This window comes from Streptomyces sp. NPDC050658, from assembly GCF_044457025.1.
GTDB lineage: Bacteria > Actinomycetota > Actinomycetes > Streptomycetales > Streptomycetaceae > Streptomyces.
In genome coordinates this window covers 98,026-113,397 of the sequence record NZ_JBITGM010000003.1, presented here as the reverse complement: position 1 = coordinate 113,397, position 15,372 = coordinate 98,026, and the positions used below count along the sequence as shown (strand labels likewise).

Sequence of the window (15,372 nt, the reverse complement as noted above, 5' to 3'; positions counted from 1 at the left end):
ACCAACTCCTAGAGGGGCTAGAGGGCGAGGCGGCGCGAGAGGTCCGAGCGGAACAGCCCACGCGGGTCGAGCCGCGCCCGCAGCGCGCGGAAGTCGTCGAGCCGCGGATACATGGCGGCGAGCATCTCCGGCCGCAGGCGGGAGTCCTTGGCCAGGTAGACGCGGCCTTCGGAGGCGGCCACTTCCTCGTCGAGGCCGTCGAGGAAGGCGCCGAGGCCGGGCAGGTTCGCGGGGATGTCCAGGGCGAGGGTCCAGCCCGGCATCGGGAAGGAGAGCCAGCCCGGATCGCCCTCTCCGAAGCGCTTGAGCACGGCGAGGAAGGACGGGCATCGGTGCTCCGAGATACGCCGCACGATGCGCCGCAGGGCCTCCTCCTGGCCGTATCCGACGACGAATTGGTACTGCACGAAACCGCTGCGTCCGTAGACGCGGTTCCAGTGCGGGACGCCGTCCAGGGGGTGGAAGAACGTCGAGATCTTCTGGAGTTCGCCCATGCGGGAGAGGGGCGCCTTGCGGTACCAGAGCTCGTTGAACAGGCCCACCGACCTCCGGCCGAGGAGTCCTTCGGGCAGGAAGCGCGGGGCGGGCGGAAGCTGCCCGGGCCGGAAGGCGAGCGGGGCCCTACGGGCGCGTGCCGGAAGGGCGTCCAGGGGAGCGTGGTCGCCGCGGGTGAGGACCGAGCGCCCCATCGCCCTGCCGCGCGCGAGGAGGTCGATCCAGGCGACCGAGTAGCGGTAGCGGTGGTCGGTGGCGGTGAGCCGGGCCATCAAGTCATCCAGGTCGGCGGCACGTTCGGTGTCCACCGTCATCAAGGAGGTCTCCACCGGCTGCAGTTGGATGGTCGCCGCGAGGATCACGCCCGTCAGGCCCATCCCGCCGGCCGTCGCGTCGAACAGCTCGGTGCCGCGCTCGACCGCCTGCACGGTGCCGTCGGCGGTGAGCAGCTCGACGGCGTTCACATGGCGCGAGAAGGATCCGGAGCCGTGGTGGTTCTTGCCGTGGATGTCGGCGCCGATCGCGCCGCCGACCGTCACATAGCGCGTCCCCGGAGTCACCGGCACGAACCAGCCGAGCGGCAGCAGGACTTCCATCAGGTGGTGCAGCGAGACACCCGCGTCGCACAGGACGGTGCCCGCGTCGGCGTCGATGGCGTGCACGCGGTCCATGCCGGTCATGTCGAGGACCGCGCCGCCCGCGTTCTGTGCCGCGTCCCCGTAGGCCCGTCCCAGGCCTCTGGCGATGCCGCCGCGCTCGCCACACGCACGGAGGGCCGCCACGGCCTCCTCGGGCGAGCGGGGGCGGATCAGGCGGGCGGTGGTCGGGGCGGTGCGCCCCCAGCCGGACACTGACACAGCCTCGGACGTCGTCACGGAGGGAGATGAGGAGTCGGCAGGCATGAGATCGACCGTATCGCCCGTGCACGAATAGTTTGTCCTGAATCGTCTGAACTCTCACCGAAATGGGTGATTGATGGAGTGTCGTCCGATATTGACGTAAATATTGAGATGTTGCCTAGAAGAGTCGTGAGGCCAAGTCCTTGAAGTCCCCGGGAGAAGAGGCCACATGCACGACATGGACCACCGGCTGCTGTCGGCCCTGCGCGACTGCGGCGCCGACGCGCGCGTGGCCGCCGCCGCCCGCACCCTGTCCTGGACCGGCGAGCATGGCGCGCTCTGGCTCGTCGCGGGCCTCGCGGGCGCCGCGCTCGACCGCGAGCGGCGCGGCGCCTGGCTGCGCGGCACGGCGCTCACGGCGGCCGCGCACCTGACCAGCATGGGCGTCAAGCGGCTCGTGCGACGGCCACGGCCCGGCGTCGAGCCCCTGGTAAGAACCGCGGGGCGGCACTCCTTCCCCAGCTCGCACGCCACTTCGGCCGCCGCCGCGACCGTCGCGTACGGAGCGCTGAGCCCCACGGGCGCCCGCATCGCCGCGCCGGTCGCCGCCGCGATGTGCGTCTCCCGGATGGTCGTCGGCGTCCACTACCCGAGCGACGTGGCCGCAGGAGCCGCCCTGGGCGCCCTCACCGCGCGCGTAGGCGCCTCCTGGGTGAACGGGGGCCGCACCGATGGCTGAACGCGCCGCCGCCCTGCTCGAACGCCCCAGGCCGCCCCAGCCGCCGGGCCCCCGGCCGCTCGCCCTGCCGCTCGGCCTCCTGAAGACCGCGCGCCCCCGCCAGTGGGTGAAGAACGTCCTGGTCGTCGCGGCCCCCGCAGCCGCCGGCGAGCTCTTCTCGCGCCACTCGCTCACCCAACTCGCCCTCGTCTTCGCGCTCTTCACGGCAGCGGCGTCCGCCGTCTACCTCATCAACGACGCCCGAGACGCCGAAGCGGACCGCGCCCACCCCACCAAATGCCGCAGACCCGTTGCCGCGGGACAGGTCCCGGTTTCCGTCGCCTACGTGGTCGGCGGACTGCTCGCGGTCCTGGCCCCGGCCGTCGCCTTCGCGCTGTGCACCCCGCTGACCGCGGGCCTGCTCGCCGCCTACGTAGTCATGCAACTCGCCTACTGCGTCAGCCTCAAGCACGTACTCGTCGTCGATCTCGCCGTCGTCACCACGGGCTTCCTGATGCGCGCCATGATCGGCGGACTCGCCCTCGGCATCCCGCTCTCCCGCTGGTTCCTCATCACGACCGGCTTCGGGGCGCTCTTCATGGTCTCCGCCAAGCGCTACTCCGAAGCCGTCCAGATGTCCGCGACCTCCGGGGAACCGGGCGCCACGCGCGCGTTGCTGACCGAATACACCACCGGGTACCTCCGGTTCGTGTGGCAGCTGGCCGCCGGAGTCGCCGTCCTCGCGTACTGCCTGTGGGCCATGGAGAGCGGCGGTACCGCCAACGGCGGCCTGCTGCCCTGGCGGCAGCTGTCGATGGCCGCCTTCGTCCTCGCGGTCCTGCGGTACGCCGTGTTCGCCGACCGGGGCACCGCGGGCGAGCCCGAGGACGTCGTCCTGCGCGACCGTGCGCTCGCCGTCATCGGCCTGGTGTGGCTGGCGATGTACGGACTCGCGGTCGCCGACTGGTGAGCGCCCTCAGGGAGCGGCTGCGGGCCCTGGGACCCGAACTGCTCGGCTTCGCCGCCGCGGGGATCTGCGCGTACGCCGTCGACCTCGGCCTCTTCGTCTGGTTGCGCGGCCCCGTGGGCCTCGACCCGCTGACCGCCAAGGCGCTCTCCTTCGTGGCCGGTTGCACCGTCGCCTACGCGGGCAACGCACTGGGAACCTACCGGCGTGCACCGGCCCGAGCGTCACGACTGCGCCAGTACGGGATCTTCTTCGCGGTCAACATCGCGGGCGCCCTCGTGCAGCTCCTGTGCATCGCCGTGTCCCACTACGGGCTCGGCCTCACCTCGCAGCGCGCGGACACCGTCTCCGGAGCCGGCGTCGGTATGGCGCTCGCCACTGTTCTGCGTTTCTGGGGTACTCGGACCTTGGTCTTCCGCAATACGGGCAGGGAGGCAACATGGACTGGCTGAAAAAGCTCCCGGTGGTCGGGCCGCTCGTGGCACGGGCGATGCGCACGCGCGCGTGGAGCGCGTACGAGCGCCTCGACCGGGTGCACTGGACCCGGCTCGCCGCCGCGATGACGTTCATCAGCTTCCTCGCGCTCTTCCCGCTGATCACCGTCGCCGCCGCGATCGCCGCCGCCACGCTGTCCAAGAGCCGGCAGCAGAAGCTCGAGGACAAGATCGCCGAGCAGGTCCCCGGCATCTCCGACCAGTTGGACCTCAACGCCCTGGTCGACAACGCGGGCACCATCGGCCTCGTCGCGGGCGCCCTGCTGCTCTTCACGGGCATCGGCTGGGTCGGCTCCATAAGGGAGTGCCTGCGCGCCGTCTGGGAGCTGGAGGACGGCGACGAGAACCCCGTCATGCGCAAGATCAAGGACGCGGGCGTGCTCCTGGGGCTCGGCGGCGCGGGGCTTGCCTCCGTAATCGCCTCGACCCTCGCGTCGACCGCCGTCGGCTGGAGCGCCGACCTCATCGGCGTCTCCAGGGACGGCTGGGGCGGCGTGCTGCTCCAGGGCGCCGCGTTCGCCGTCGCCGTCCTCGCGGACTTCCTGCTTCTGCTGTACGTCCTGACCCTGCTGCCCGGCGTCCAGCCGCCGCGCCGACTGCTGATCACCGCCGGGCTGATGGGCGCGGCCGGGTTCGAGCTGCTCAAGCTGCTGCTCGGCGGCTACATGAAGGGCGTCGCCGCGCGGAGCATGTACGGCGCCTTCGGAGTGCCCGTCGCCCTGCTCCTGTGGATCAACTTCACCGCGAAACTCCTGCTGTTCTGCGCCGCCTGGACAGCGACAGAACAGCAGGAACGTACAGAGGAGAAGCCCGAGGACGGGCCGGAGAAGGACGAAAAGGGCCCCTCCGAAGAGGCCTCCTCCGAAAAGGCTTCCTCCGGAGACGTCAGTGACGGCCCTTCCGGCGCACCAGGTCCGGCAGCGGCAGCCGGCGGCTGATCACGAACCACCCGGCGGCCAGCAGCACCAGCACGCCGCCCGCGATCGCCGCCGCGACACCCATGCCGCCGCCCGAGTCCTTGTCGGAGGCGTGCGCCACCTTCTCGGCCGAGCCCGAATCGCCCTTGCCCGCGCCCGGAGCGCCCTTCCCGCTGCCCGTGCCCGCACCCTTCGGAGCGACCAGCTCGCCCACCGGGTCGACCTTGCCCGAAGCCTTGAAGCCCCAGTCCAGGAGGCGTGCGGTCTCCTTGTAGACGGCGTGCTGCTCACCGGAGTCGGGGTTCATGACGGTGACGAGCAGCACCTTGCCGTCGCGCTCGGCGACACCCGTGAAGGTGGTGCCCGCGTTCGTGGTGCTGCCGTTCTTGACGCCCGCGATGCCCTTGTACGGGTCGAGGCCGATGTCTCCCGTAAGGAGTCGGTTGGTGTTCTGGATCTCGAAGGACTCGCGCTTCTTCTTGCCCTTGTCCTTGCCCTTCTTGACCTTCTTGGTCTCGCCGGGGAACTTGGCGGTGGCCGTCGAACAGTACTCGCGGAAGTCCTTCTTCTGCAGCCCGGAGCGCGCGAAGAGTGTCAGGTCGTACGCGGAGGACACCTGGTTCTTCTCGTCGTAGCCGTCCGGGCTGACGACGGTGGTGTCCAGCGCCTGCAGCTCCTCGGCGTGCGCCTGCATGTCCTTGACGGTCTGCGCGACGCCGCCGTTCATCGCGGACAGGACGTGCACCGCGTCGTTGCCCGACCGCAGGAAGACGCCGAGCCACAGGTCGTGGACCGTGTACGTCTCGTCCTCCTTGACGCCCACCATGCTGCTGCCCGCGCCGATGCCCGCCAGGTCGGAGAGCTCCACCTTGTGCTTCTGCGTCTTGGGGAACTTCGGCAGGACCGTGTCCGCGAAGAGCATCTTCAGGGTGCTCGCCGGGGGCAGCTTCCAGTGCGCGTTGTGCGCCGCGAGCACGTCGCCGGACTCGGCGTCCGAGACGATCCAGGAGCGCGCCGAGAGGTCCTTGGGGAGCACGGGCGCGCCTGCCTTCAGGCTCACCTGGGTGCCGGCCTTGCCGAGCTTGGCGCCGCCGACCGTCGACATGGAGGACGGCGGTTTCGGCTTCTTGTCGCCCCCCGGCTTACCGTCCGCCAGTGCGGGCGCTGCGGTCGAAAAGGTCAACAATGCGGCGGAAGTGACCAACAAGGCGGTCTTTTTTACGGCAGGCACGGACGAGAACGTACAGGGCGCCGCTGTGGAAGTCGCCGCCGAGGTGACCTGTGTGTCGCGCTCCCCACCCCGGAGGCGGCGCGGGAGGGAGGCTCGCGATACTGAACGTATGAAGCTCAGCCGCCCGGTCTCCTGGTTCCTGCTCGCCTTCGGCGTGTGGAGCTGGTTCATCTGGATCACTTTCGTCAAGAACCTGTGGAAGGACGGCAGCGGGCTCGCCTTCGACGACGGCGACCCGACCGCGTACTTCTGGGTGCACCTGGCGCTCGCCGTCGCCTCCTTTGTCTTGGGGACGGTGGTAGGGGTCATCGGGTTGCGTGGAGTGCGGGCTCTGCGCCGTACTTCATAGCCGTGATCGTTCTCTTCGTGCTCGCAGGCCTGGCCGTACTCGCGGCCTTCGGCGGGCTGCAGTGGTACGCGTGGCGGCGCCTGGTGCGGGACACGACGGCGCGGCCGGGATTCGCGCGGCGGGCGGGCGCGGTGGTCTTCGTCGCGGGGCCGTTGCTGATGTTCGGGGCGGTCGCAAGCGAGCGGGTCGGGGCGCCGTTCTGGCTGCAGCAGGTGCTCGCCTGGCCGGGCTTCATGTGGATGGCCCTGTCGATCTACCTGGTGCTCGCACTTCTCGCCGGGGAACTGGTCCGTCCCTTCCTTCTGAGGCGGCGGACGAAATCGACGCCTACGGAGGAGGCCGTTTCCGTGGCGCCCCTCTCCGGAGAAGCCACGAAAAGCGCCACCCTTACGGAGGACCCGCCCGAGGCGGAGATCGCGGCCCCCGCCGAAGCCCCCCGGAATCCGGCCGCCCCCTCGCGCCGCCTCTTCGTCTCCCGGATCATCGGCGGGACCGCCGCGGCCGCCGCCCTCGGAACGGTCGGCTACGGCACGTACGGGGTGCTGAACGGCCCGAACGTGAAGCGCGTCACCGTGCCGCTGGCCAAGCTGCCGCGCTCGGCACACGGCTTCCGGATCGCCGTGGTGAGCGACGTACACCTGGGCCCGATCCTCGGGCGCGGCTTCACGCAGCGCGTCGTCGACACGATCAACGGCACACAGCCCGACCTCATCGCCGTCGTCGGTGATCTCGTCGACGGCGACGTCGACGACCTCGGCCCCGCCGCCGCGCCGCTCGCCCAGCTGCGGGCCCGGTACGGGAGCTACTTCGTCACCGGCAACCACGAGTACTTCTCCGGCGCCCAGCAGTGGATCGATCACGTACGCGAACTCGGTCTGCGCCCCCTGGAGAACGCGCGCACCGAGCTGCCCGCCTTCGACCTCGCGGGCGTGGACGACGTGGCGGGCGAGCGGGAGGGACACGGTCCCGACTTCGCCAAGGCGCTCGGCGACCGTGACCGCTCGCGGGCATCCGTGCTCCTGGCCCATCAGCCGGTCGTCATCCACGACGCCGTGCGGCACGGCGTCGACCTCCAGCTCTCCGGGCACACCCACGGCGGACAGCTCTGGCCAGGCAATTTCATCGCCGACCTGGCCAATCCGACGCTCGCGGGCCTGGAACGGTACGGCGACACCCAGCTGTATGTGACGCGGGGCGCCGGTGCGTGGGGGCCGCCCGTTCGGGTCGGGGCGCCGTCCGACATCACGGTCGTCGAACTGGCCTCCCGCCAGGCGTAATCGTCCATCGGTTCGATTTGGTTCGGACCTGGCCGGATACGGCCGGGCCCCACGGTGACGGTGTGACACCGGACGCTTTCGCTGCGCAGCATCTGGTGTCGGAAGTGTGTGCGGTTTCCCGGCGCTCTTGCGCGCCGGAGACTGAGGGGGGACCAGCTTTGTTACGACGTCATGCATTCCGGCTGCCACCGCATCCGGCCTCCGTCGCGCTCGCCCGCGTTCGCGTTCGCGACCATCTGACGGCCTGGGGGCACCTGGAGGGGAGTGGGGCGCGGCACGACGTCGTACTCCTGGTGTCGGAACTCGCGACGAACGCGGTCTGCCACGGGCTCGTCCTGGAGCGGGAGTTCGAGGTCGCCGTCACCGTGCTCGCCGACGGCGACTGCTTCATAGAAGTGTCCGACGAGAGCCCGATGAGCCCGGAGCTGCGGGGAAAGGGCGCCTGGGACGAGGAGAACGGACGCGGCCTGCGCCTCCTGGACGCCCTGGCCGACGCCTGGGGCGTCTGGCAGCGAGGAAGACATGGCAAGACCGTGTGGGCGCTCGTGCGGGGCGCGGGGAAGGCGGGGTGGGCTTGAAGAGCGGATGGGCCTGAAGGGCGGATGGGCTTGATGGGAGCGGAGAGGCTTGAAGGAGGGAGGGGCTTGAAGGGGGGAGGGGCTTGAAGGGGGGAGGGGCTTGAAGGGAGGGGGCGGGCCGCTCCGGGCGGCGACCGCCTCAACTCCCCGTCCCCGCAGGCAACGTAACCGTCACCCTCAGCCCTTCTCCCGGAGCCGTCTCCACCGTCACCGCGCCGCCGTGCGCCGCCACGACCCCCTGCACGATCGCCATCCCGAGGCCGCTGCCCGCGCCGCCGCCCGCGCGGAAGAAGCGGTCGAAGACCCGCGCCGCGTCCTCCGCCGCGAGGCCCGGCCCCCGGTCCGCGACGCACAGCCGCACCACGCCGTCCGTCCGCTCCAGGCCCAGCGTGACCGGCGCGTCGACCGGGGTGTGGACGCGGACGTTGCCCAGCAGATTGCCGAGCACCTTGCGCAGCCCCGACTCGTCCGCGCGGATCAGCACCGCACCCTCGGCGGAGACCGTGAGCGGACGCTCCGGTTCCTGCATCCGCAGATCGTCGGCGGCGTCCCGCACCAGACGGCTCATGTCGACGTTCCTGAGGCGCAGTTCGGGCTGCTGGTCGAGGCGGGCCAGGGTCAGCAGTTCGTCGACGAGGCGGCCCATCCGGTCGGCCTCCGCGTTGACGCGGTCCCACGCGCGCGTGCGTTCCGCCGTGTCGCGGAGCATCCCCTTGTCGTACAGCTGGAGATAGCCGCGGATCGCCGACAGCGGCGTACGCAGCTCGTGCGAGGCGTCGGCGACGAAGCGGCGCAGCTGGGCCGCGCTGCGTTCGCGGGTCTCGAAGGCCGACTCGACCTGATGGAGCATCGAGTTGAGGGCGAGGCGCAGCTGCTCGGTCTCCTGCACGGGGGCGCGGCTCGACGGTACGCGCCTGGTCAGATCGCCCTCGGCGATCGCGGACGCCGTCTCGACCATGTCCTCCAGCGGGCGTAGCCGGTGGTGCGCGGAGATCATCGTCAGTACGGCGAGCAGCCCCAAGATGGCCACTCCGAAGGCGGCGTCCAGCTTCAGCGCCTTCTTGATGCCCGAATGCAGGCTCTCCGTAGAGGTGGCCATCAGGATGGTCGTGCCGTCCGTGAGGCGCGCGCCCACCGCGCGGTACGGGTCGCCGGCCAGCCTGACGTCGCTCGGCTGCGACGAGGTGACCAGGGCGTCCGGATCGTCCACCGCGGAGGCCAGCGCCCGCTGCCGCCCGGTCGGTTCGAGTGTCCCGATGGAAATCGGCTTCCCGGAGGCGCCGAGCGCCACGATCAGCGTGTCCGCGCGGGGCAGCGCACCCGAGGCGGTGCCGTCGGGGGAGAGGCTGTCCAGCGCGACGCCGAGCGTGCTGAAGTACTCGATCTGCTTCATGGTGAGGCCCATGCGGTGCAGCGAGTCGCGCGAGGACCTCAGCTCCGCGTCGATGTTGTCGAGCAGGAAGTGCCGCATGCCCATGATGCTCACGGCCGTGGCGGTGACGATGCCGAGCGCGAGCAGCGCCACGTTCACCCAGGTGAGCTTGGCGCGCAGCGAGCGCATGCCGCGGTACCCACGCCTCATGCCAGCCCGTACCCGACGCCGCGCCGCGTCGTGATCACCGGCGGTCCGAGGGTGTCCAGCTTGCGCCGCAGGTAGCTGATGTAGGTCTCGACGACCGTCGACTCGGCCGAGTGCTCGAACTGCCAGACATGGCGCAGGAGCTGCTCCTTCGGCACGATGCGGCCCGCGTTGCGCACCAGGAAACGCAGCAGGGCGTACTCGGTCGGGGTGAGCTGCGCCGTGCGGTCCGCGCGGCGCACCACGTAGGTCGAATCGTCCAACTCAAGGTCTCCGTAGCGCAGCGGTGGGCGCTGGGGGAGTACGTCGCCGGACCTGGTGCGGCGCAGGACGGCCCCGATGCGGGCGATGACCTCGTCGATGTTGAACGGCTTGGTGATGTAGTCGTCCCCGAAGCCGAGCGCCCCCACGACCTCCGAAGGCGCGTCCCGCGCGGTGAGGAACACCAGCGCCAACTCCGGGAGCCGCGCCCGCAGTTCCCGCCCGAGTGCCCGGCCGTCGCCGTCCGGCAGCATCACGTCCAGGAGCGCCACGTCCGGCCGGGTGCGCTCGGCGAGCGCGAGGGCCTCGCGCACGGTGCCCGCCACCATCGTGTCGAAGCGGTGGTAGCGCAGGGCGATCGCGAGTACGTCGGCGATGCTCGGCTCGTCCTCGACGACGAGGACGGTCGCCGCCGGACCCGCGCCGCCCGGTACCCCGACATCAGTTCCCTGCTGCCCTTCGGCGTGGCTCATGCCCCCAGTATCGGCGCGCCCTTGTACGAAGTCCCGGTCGGAGCCTTGGAGTTACTTGAGAATCATGGCCGCGCCGCGCCGCAGCGGCGCCGTGCCGCCGATGCTGAGCTCCGACGGGACAAGGCCCGGGGGACCCGGCGACGCGGAGGAGGAGCGGATCGTGACGGCATTGGCGCGGTGGTGCTATCGGCACCGTCTGGTGGTCCTTGTGCTCTGGGTGGGGGCCCTGTTCGGCCTGGGGGCGGCGGGGACCTCCGCGGGCACCGACTACTCGAATGTGTTCTCCCTGCCCGACACCGACTCCAAGCGCGCGTACGACCTGATGACGAAGGCGTTTCCGGAGCGCTCCGGAGACACCGACACCGTGGTCTGGCGGGTCGGGGAGGGCACTTCAGGAGAGGGCGGCACTCCAGGAGAGGACGGCACTTCAGTAGAAGACGACGGCGTACGTTCCCGGATCGAGCCCGCCCTCAAGGAGATCGCCGGCATGAAGGGCGTCGGCGAGGTCACCAGCCCCTACGCCTCCAAGGAGGCGGGTGCCGCCCAGATCAGTGAGGACGGGCGCATCGCCTACGCCCAGGTGACCTTCACCGAGCAGGCGAACTCGGTCCCCAAGAGCCTGGTCCAGGACGTCGTGGACACCGCCCAGGACGCCGAACAGGCGGGTCTCCAGGTCGAACTGGGCGGCCAGGCCATCACCCGCATCCAGGAGCCGCCCACCGGCACCGCCGAGCTCGTCGGCATCGCGGCCGCCGCCGTCGTCCTCTTCCTGGCGTTCGGCTCGCTCTTCGCGATGGTCCTGCCGATCGTCATCGCCGTCTTCGGAGTGGGCCTCGGCATGGTGTCGACGATGCTGCTCAGCCATGTCACGGACATCCCCGAGGTCGCCCCGCTGCTCGGTTCCCTGATCGGCCTCGGCGTGGGCATCGACTACGCGCTCTTCATCGTCACCCGGCACCGGCGCGGCATCCTGCGCGGCATGGAGCCGGAGGAGTCGGCGGTGCGGGCGCTGAACACCTCGGGGCGCGCGGTGCTCTTCGCGGGCGGCACGGTGTGCATCGCCCTCGCCGGGATGCTGGTGATGAACATGCGGTTCCTGGACGGCGTGGTCATCGCGGCCTCCCTGACGGTCGTCCTGAGCGTCCTCGCGGCCGTCACGCTGCTGCCCTCGCTCCTCGGCATGCTCGGCCCCCGGGTGCTCAGCCGCAGGCAGCGGCGCCGCCTCGCGGCCACGGGACCCGAACCGGCCGAGGCGAGCGGTCTCGCGGCGCGCTGGTCGTCGTACGTACAGAGGCGACCGCGCTCGATCGCCGCCCTCGCCTTTGTGGTGATGGCCCTTCTGGCCCTTCCGCTGCTCTCGCTGCGGCTCGGCGCGACCGACCAGGGCAACCACCAGGAGTCGACGACGACCCGGCAGGCGTACGACATGCTCGCCGAAGGGTTCGGACCGGGATTCAACGGGCCGCTCCAAGTAGTGACCGAGAACGGCGACACCGAGGACCTGGTGGAGAGCATCCGGTCGACGGAAGGCGTCGCCCAGGTGGCGGCCGCGCCGCCGTCGGACGGCATCTCGGTGATCAACGTCGTACCGACCACATCGCCCCAGTCCGAGGAGACGGACCAGCTCATCGACCGGCTACGGGGAGACGTGATCCCGGAGGCGGGCGTCGAGGCGCACGTCGGCGGAGTGACCGCCATCTTCAAGGACTTCGCCGCGGTGACGGGCGACCGGCTGCCCTACTTCGTAGGAGCGATCATCGCGCTCGGCTTCCTGCTTCTGCTGATCGCGTTCCGCTCCCTGGTGGTGCCGCTGACGGCCGCGCTGATGAACCTCATCGCGGCGGCCGCGTCCTTCGGTGTGCTCGTGGCGGTCTTCCAGTGGGGCTGGGGCACGGAGCTGCTCGGCGTCGGCAAGGAGGGGCCGATCACGGCCTTCCTGCCCGTCATCATGCTGTCGCTGCTCTTCGGTCTTTCGATGGACTACCAGGTGTTCCTGGTGAGCCGCATGCACGAGGAGTGGGTGCACACGAAGGACAACGCCCGCGCGGTCCGCGTCGGCCTCGCCGAGACGAGCCGGGTCATCAACTGCGCGGCCCTGATCATGATCTGCGTCTTCTCCGCGTTCGTCCTGAGCGGCGACATGGAGGGCGCGATGGCGGGCATCGGCCTCGCGGCGGCAGTGGCCCTGGACGCCTTCATCCTGCGCACGGCGCTGGTGCCGGCGGCGATGCATCTCCTGGGGCGGGCCAACTGGTGGCTCCCCGCAGGCCTGGAGAAGCGGCTTCCGCACCTGGCCGTGGAGCCCCGCGAGGATGCGGAGGACCCCGCGCCCGTGCCCCACGCGCGCGTACCGGAGTCGTACGGCTCAGGCGTCGCCTCCGTAGTGCACGGTTTCATCCGCACCACGGAGGGCGATCCGGTGGAGGGTGCGACGCTGACCCTCCTCTCCAAGGGCAGCCGCCAACTGGACCGCGTGACATCACTGGCCGACGGTTCGTACATCGTGGCGGCCCCGTCGGCGGGCGCGTATCTCCTCGCGGTGACGGCTCCCGGTTACGCGTCCCGCGCGCGGCACATCATGGTCGCGGACGAACCACTCGTGTACGACGTGGAGTTGGAGCGGGGTGAGGTGGACGCGGTGAACTGACTCCGCCCCGGCGGCGTGAACTGACTCCACCCCGCCGAGCTGACCTGTCCGCTCTGCCCAACTCCGCGCCAGCTCGGGTTAACTCCGCGCCAGCTCCGGCCGCTTGCGGTAGTCGGTGAACCCGATGACGTTCCCCCACGGGTCGGCGATCTCCACGGTCCAGCCGGTGGCGACGGAGAAGGGCGGGGCGATCGGCGCGACCCCGGCGGACACCAGGGCCTGGCCCTTCGCCCGAGCGTCCCGCACCTCGAGCCATACGCGCGGCGTGGGCGACGACGCGGAGGAGCGGCGGATGATGCCGTCCTCCACGCGCAGCAGGACGCCCGGCGTCTCCTTGCCGACCTTCAGGATGGCGAGCCCGATCTCGTCGATCCGGAACGCGACGGGGAACCCGGCGCGCTCGTAGAACCCGACGGCCTCGTCGAGCTCGCCGACGGGAAGGACGACGTTGTCGAAGCCGAGCAGCTCGGTCGGGTCCGAGCTCTCCGAAGGCCGGTCAACGGACAGGCCTACCGACTGGTTGTCTGACATTCCGTCAGGGTAGGTGGCTCGCGCCGGGAACCGGCGCGCCATGAGCGGCGACCTGCCGCAGGCGCGGAGCTGTCACCCGGTCGGGACCTCTCGTGCGTCCGATCGGCCGCGAGCCGGGACGCTCTCGCCGGTGCCGAATCTGCGCACTCCCGGCACTGCGGCCGTCCCCGCGCACGCGATGCCCACAACCGCCGCCGCGATCCACAGCGGGGTCGCCGTGCCCCACGCGTCCGCCGCGAGCGGCCCGAGGGCGTACGCCACGGGCATCGCGGCCAGTGACAACAGCCAGTCGTACGAGGTGACGCGGGCCAGAGCGCCGGACGGTATCGCCGCTTGGACCGACGTCTGCCAGACCGGGCTGAGGAAGCCGAGCCCCGCCTGTGCGACGCCGTACGCGGCGATGACGGCCGGGGCGGGTGCCTCGGCGGCCAGCAGGGCGAGAGGCAGGGCGTACGTCGCGAGGCCGAGGTTGGCGACGAGGATCGGCCGCTTCGGCCGGGCGCGCCCGGCGAGCAGGGAGCCGGCGAGGAGGCCGATGGCGCCCGCCTGGAGGATCGCGATCCAGGCGCCCTCGCCGCCCAGTTCCTCGACGGCGAGGACGGGGCCGAGCGTCATGAGGACGGCGGCGGCGCCGTTCCACGCGGAGTGCGCGACGAGGCTGGTCCAGTACCAGTCGCGGCTGCGGACCTCGTGCCAGCCCTCGGCGAGATCCTTGAACAGCGAGCGGCGCGCGGTGGATTCCTCGGCGGCGCGGTGCACGCGGACCGCTGAGAGGAGGCATGCGCTGACGGCGAAGGACGCGGCGTCGAGCACGAAGGCCCAGCCGGGCCCCGCGGCCCAGATCAGCAGTCCGGCGAGCGCGGGCCCGCCGACGCGGGCGCCGCTGTTGACCACTCCGAGGACGGCGTTGGCCGCGTGCCGGTCCTTTTCGGCGACCGTCCCCGTGATGAGCGGGGAGAGGGTCGGCATGGCGAAGGCGGAGGCGGCGCCGCCGATCGCCTCGGCGAGGGCGATGTGCCACAACTGGGGGTCGCCGCCGAGCAGTTGTACGCCGACGAAGAGCTGGGTCACACAGCGCACCACGTCGGAGGCGAGCGCCACGGTCCGGGCGTCGAACCGGTCGCCCACGACGCCGCCGACCGGCAGCAACAGCAGCTTCGTCCCCATCGCGCAGCCCAGGACGAGCGCGAGCGCGGAGGTGGAGCCGGTGGCGCGGAGTACGGCGAGGGCGAGGGCGGCGGGGATGACGGCGTCGCCGATGAGGGAGAGGGAGCGGCCGAGGAAGAAGAGCCGGAAGGAGCGGTTGCGCAGCAGGGGGTGCGACAGCATGGAGAGGACTCTATTTCGTTGCCGAACTATTCGGCAACGAAATATCAGGAACCGAAGCAGTCCCAAGTAGGCTACGGCGTATGGCGAGGAAGAGTCAGGAGAACGAGACCGTGGACGAGCTGGACGAGCTGGACGAGCTGGACGAGCGCGCCGGCGGCGAGGAGACCGAGCCGCCCCGCGACTGGACCGACGGCCACGTCGAGCGTTGGCTCCCGGTGCTCCCCGCCCTCGACCCGGACATCGAGGGCGCCGTCACCCGCATGAAGAAGCTCACGGTCTACCTGCGCCGGGTCCGGGAGCAGTCCCTGGTCGACTTCGCCCTGGAACGCCACGAGTTCGACACGCTCCACAAGCTGGCAGGCCGCGGCGGCCGCGCGACCCCCTCCGAACTGGCCGCCGACCTCGACCTGGCCCCCGCCTCCGTGACCGGCCGCCTGGACGGCCTGGAGTCCCGCGGCCTGATCCGCCGCACCCCGTCCAAGGCGGACCGCCGCCGGGTGGACGTCGAACTGACCAAGTCGGGCCGCTCGATCTGGCTGGGGGCGATGGACGTACTGGGCCACGAGGAGTACCGCCTGCTCGGCGTCCTGCGCAAGGAGGAGCGCGCGCAGCTCGCGGACATGCTGCGGCGGATCATGGTGGTGGCGGAGAAGGAGGGCGGGGCGTCCTGGAAGTGATGGCGGCGCA

General features: G+C 71.0%; 15 protein-coding genes. 9 read left to right on the top strand and 6 right to left on the bottom strand.

Annotated elements, in window-relative coordinates:
• Positions 1-17 precede the first annotated feature (17 nt).
• Positions 18-1,397 (bottom strand): FAD-binding oxidoreductase, encoded by a 1,380-nt coding sequence (locus ACIBKX_RS12050; protein ID WP_363276514.1) that lies wholly within the window; start codon positions 1,395-1,397, stop codon positions 18-20.
• 166 nt (positions 1,398-1,563) lie between these two features.
• Between ACIBKX_RS12050 and ACIBKX_RS12045 the strand changes: the two genes are divergently transcribed.
• The 4 genes from ACIBKX_RS12045 to ACIBKX_RS12030 are packed head-to-tail and all read left to right on the top strand — an operon-like array spanning position 1,564 to position 4,451.
• The gene (locus ACIBKX_RS12045) at positions 1,564-2,073 is read left to right on the top strand and encodes a phosphatase PAP2 family protein (protein ID WP_363276515.1); all 510 of its coding nucleotides are present in this window, start codon (positions 1,564-1,566) and stop codon (positions 2,071-2,073) included.
• Positions 2,066-3,022 carry a decaprenyl-phosphate phosphoribosyltransferase gene (locus ACIBKX_RS12040; RefSeq protein WP_363276516.1) on the top strand — a complete coding sequence of 319 codons (957 nt, stop codon included), beginning with the start codon at positions 2,066-2,068 and terminating at the stop codon, positions 3,020-3,022. The genes ACIBKX_RS12045 and ACIBKX_RS12040 overlap by 8 nt, the downstream gene beginning before the upstream one ends.
• Entirely contained in the window at positions 3,019-3,471 is a 453-nt protein-coding gene (locus ACIBKX_RS12035; protein ID WP_363276517.1) for a GtrA family protein, read from the top strand. Before ACIBKX_RS12040 ends, ACIBKX_RS12035 begins: the two co-directional genes overlap by 4 nt.
• Positions 3,459-4,451, top strand: coding sequence for a YihY/virulence factor BrkB family protein (locus ACIBKX_RS12030; RefSeq protein WP_363276518.1), 993 nt, complete (start codon positions 3,459-3,461; stop codon positions 4,449-4,451). The genes ACIBKX_RS12035 and ACIBKX_RS12030 overlap by 13 nt, the downstream gene beginning before the upstream one ends.
• Here the strand turns inward: ACIBKX_RS12030 and ACIBKX_RS12025 are convergent.
• On the bottom strand, positions 4,399-5,661 hold the full coding sequence (locus tag ACIBKX_RS12025; RefSeq protein WP_363276519.1) for a D-alanyl-D-alanine carboxypeptidase: 1,263 nt from the start codon (positions 5,659-5,661) through the stop codon (positions 4,399-4,401). The genes ACIBKX_RS12030 and ACIBKX_RS12025 overlap by 53 nt on opposite strands.
• A gap of 109 nt (positions 5,662-5,770) precedes the next feature.
• Here ACIBKX_RS12025 and ACIBKX_RS12020 point away from each other — a divergent pair, with 109 nt between their 5' ends.
• From ACIBKX_RS12020 to ACIBKX_RS12010, 3 genes are all read left to right on the top strand, one after another.
• A complete protein-coding gene (locus tag ACIBKX_RS12020; RefSeq protein ID WP_363276520.1) occupies positions 5,771-6,010 on the top strand; it encodes an SCO4848 family membrane protein in 240 nt (79 codons plus the stop codon).
• Positions 6,011-6,012: 2 nt separating this feature from the next.
• Complete coding sequence (locus ACIBKX_RS12015) at positions 6,013-7,287, top strand: metallophosphoesterase (protein ID WP_363276521.1); 1,275 nt, start codon at positions 6,013-6,015, stop codon at positions 7,285-7,287.
• Positions 7,288-7,445: 158 nt separating this feature from the next.
• Positions 7,446-7,865 (top strand): ATP-binding protein, encoded by a 420-nt coding sequence (locus ACIBKX_RS12010; RefSeq protein ID WP_363276522.1) that lies wholly within the window; start codon positions 7,446-7,448, stop codon positions 7,863-7,865.
• A 139-nt stretch (positions 7,866-8,004) separates the two neighbouring features.
• Here the strand turns inward: ACIBKX_RS12010 and ACIBKX_RS12005 are convergent, their stop codons facing one another.
• The gene (locus ACIBKX_RS12005) at positions 8,005-9,447 is read right to left on the bottom strand and encodes a HAMP domain-containing sensor histidine kinase (RefSeq protein WP_363276523.1); all 1,443 of its coding nucleotides are present in this window, start codon (positions 9,445-9,447) and stop codon (positions 8,005-8,007) included.
• Positions 9,444-10,178: a response regulator transcription factor gene (locus ACIBKX_RS12000; RefSeq protein WP_363276524.1), complete on the bottom strand. Its 735-nt coding sequence runs from the start codon at positions 10,176-10,178 to the stop codon at positions 9,444-9,446. The genes ACIBKX_RS12005 and ACIBKX_RS12000 overlap by 4 nt, the downstream gene beginning before the upstream one ends.
• Positions 10,179-10,347: 169 nt before the next feature.
• On the opposite strand from ACIBKX_RS12000, the gene ACIBKX_RS11995 reads away from it, so the two are divergent.
• Entirely contained in the window at positions 10,348-12,825 is a 2,478-nt protein-coding gene (locus tag ACIBKX_RS11995) for an MMPL family transporter (RefSeq protein WP_363276569.1), read from the top strand.
• A 78-nt stretch (positions 12,826-12,903) separates the two neighbouring features.
• Here the strand turns inward: ACIBKX_RS11995 and ACIBKX_RS11990 are convergent, their stop codons facing one another.
• The gene (locus ACIBKX_RS11990) at positions 12,904-13,356 is read right to left on the bottom strand and encodes a VOC family protein (RefSeq protein ID WP_363276525.1); all 453 of its coding nucleotides are present in this window, start codon (positions 13,354-13,356) and stop codon (positions 12,904-12,906) included.
• Between the two features lie 72 nt (positions 13,357-13,428).
• Complete coding sequence (locus tag ACIBKX_RS11985) at positions 13,429-14,685, bottom strand: MFS transporter (RefSeq protein WP_363276526.1); 1,257 nt, start codon at positions 14,683-14,685, stop codon at positions 13,429-13,431.
• A gap of 80 nt (positions 14,686-14,765) precedes the next feature.
• On the opposite strand from ACIBKX_RS11985, the gene ACIBKX_RS11980 reads away from it, so the two are divergent.
• On the top strand, positions 14,766-15,362 hold the full coding sequence (locus tag ACIBKX_RS11980) for a MarR family transcriptional regulator (protein WP_363276527.1): 597 nt from the start codon (positions 14,766-14,768) through the stop codon (positions 15,360-15,362).
• Positions 15,363-15,372 lie beyond the last annotated feature (10 nt).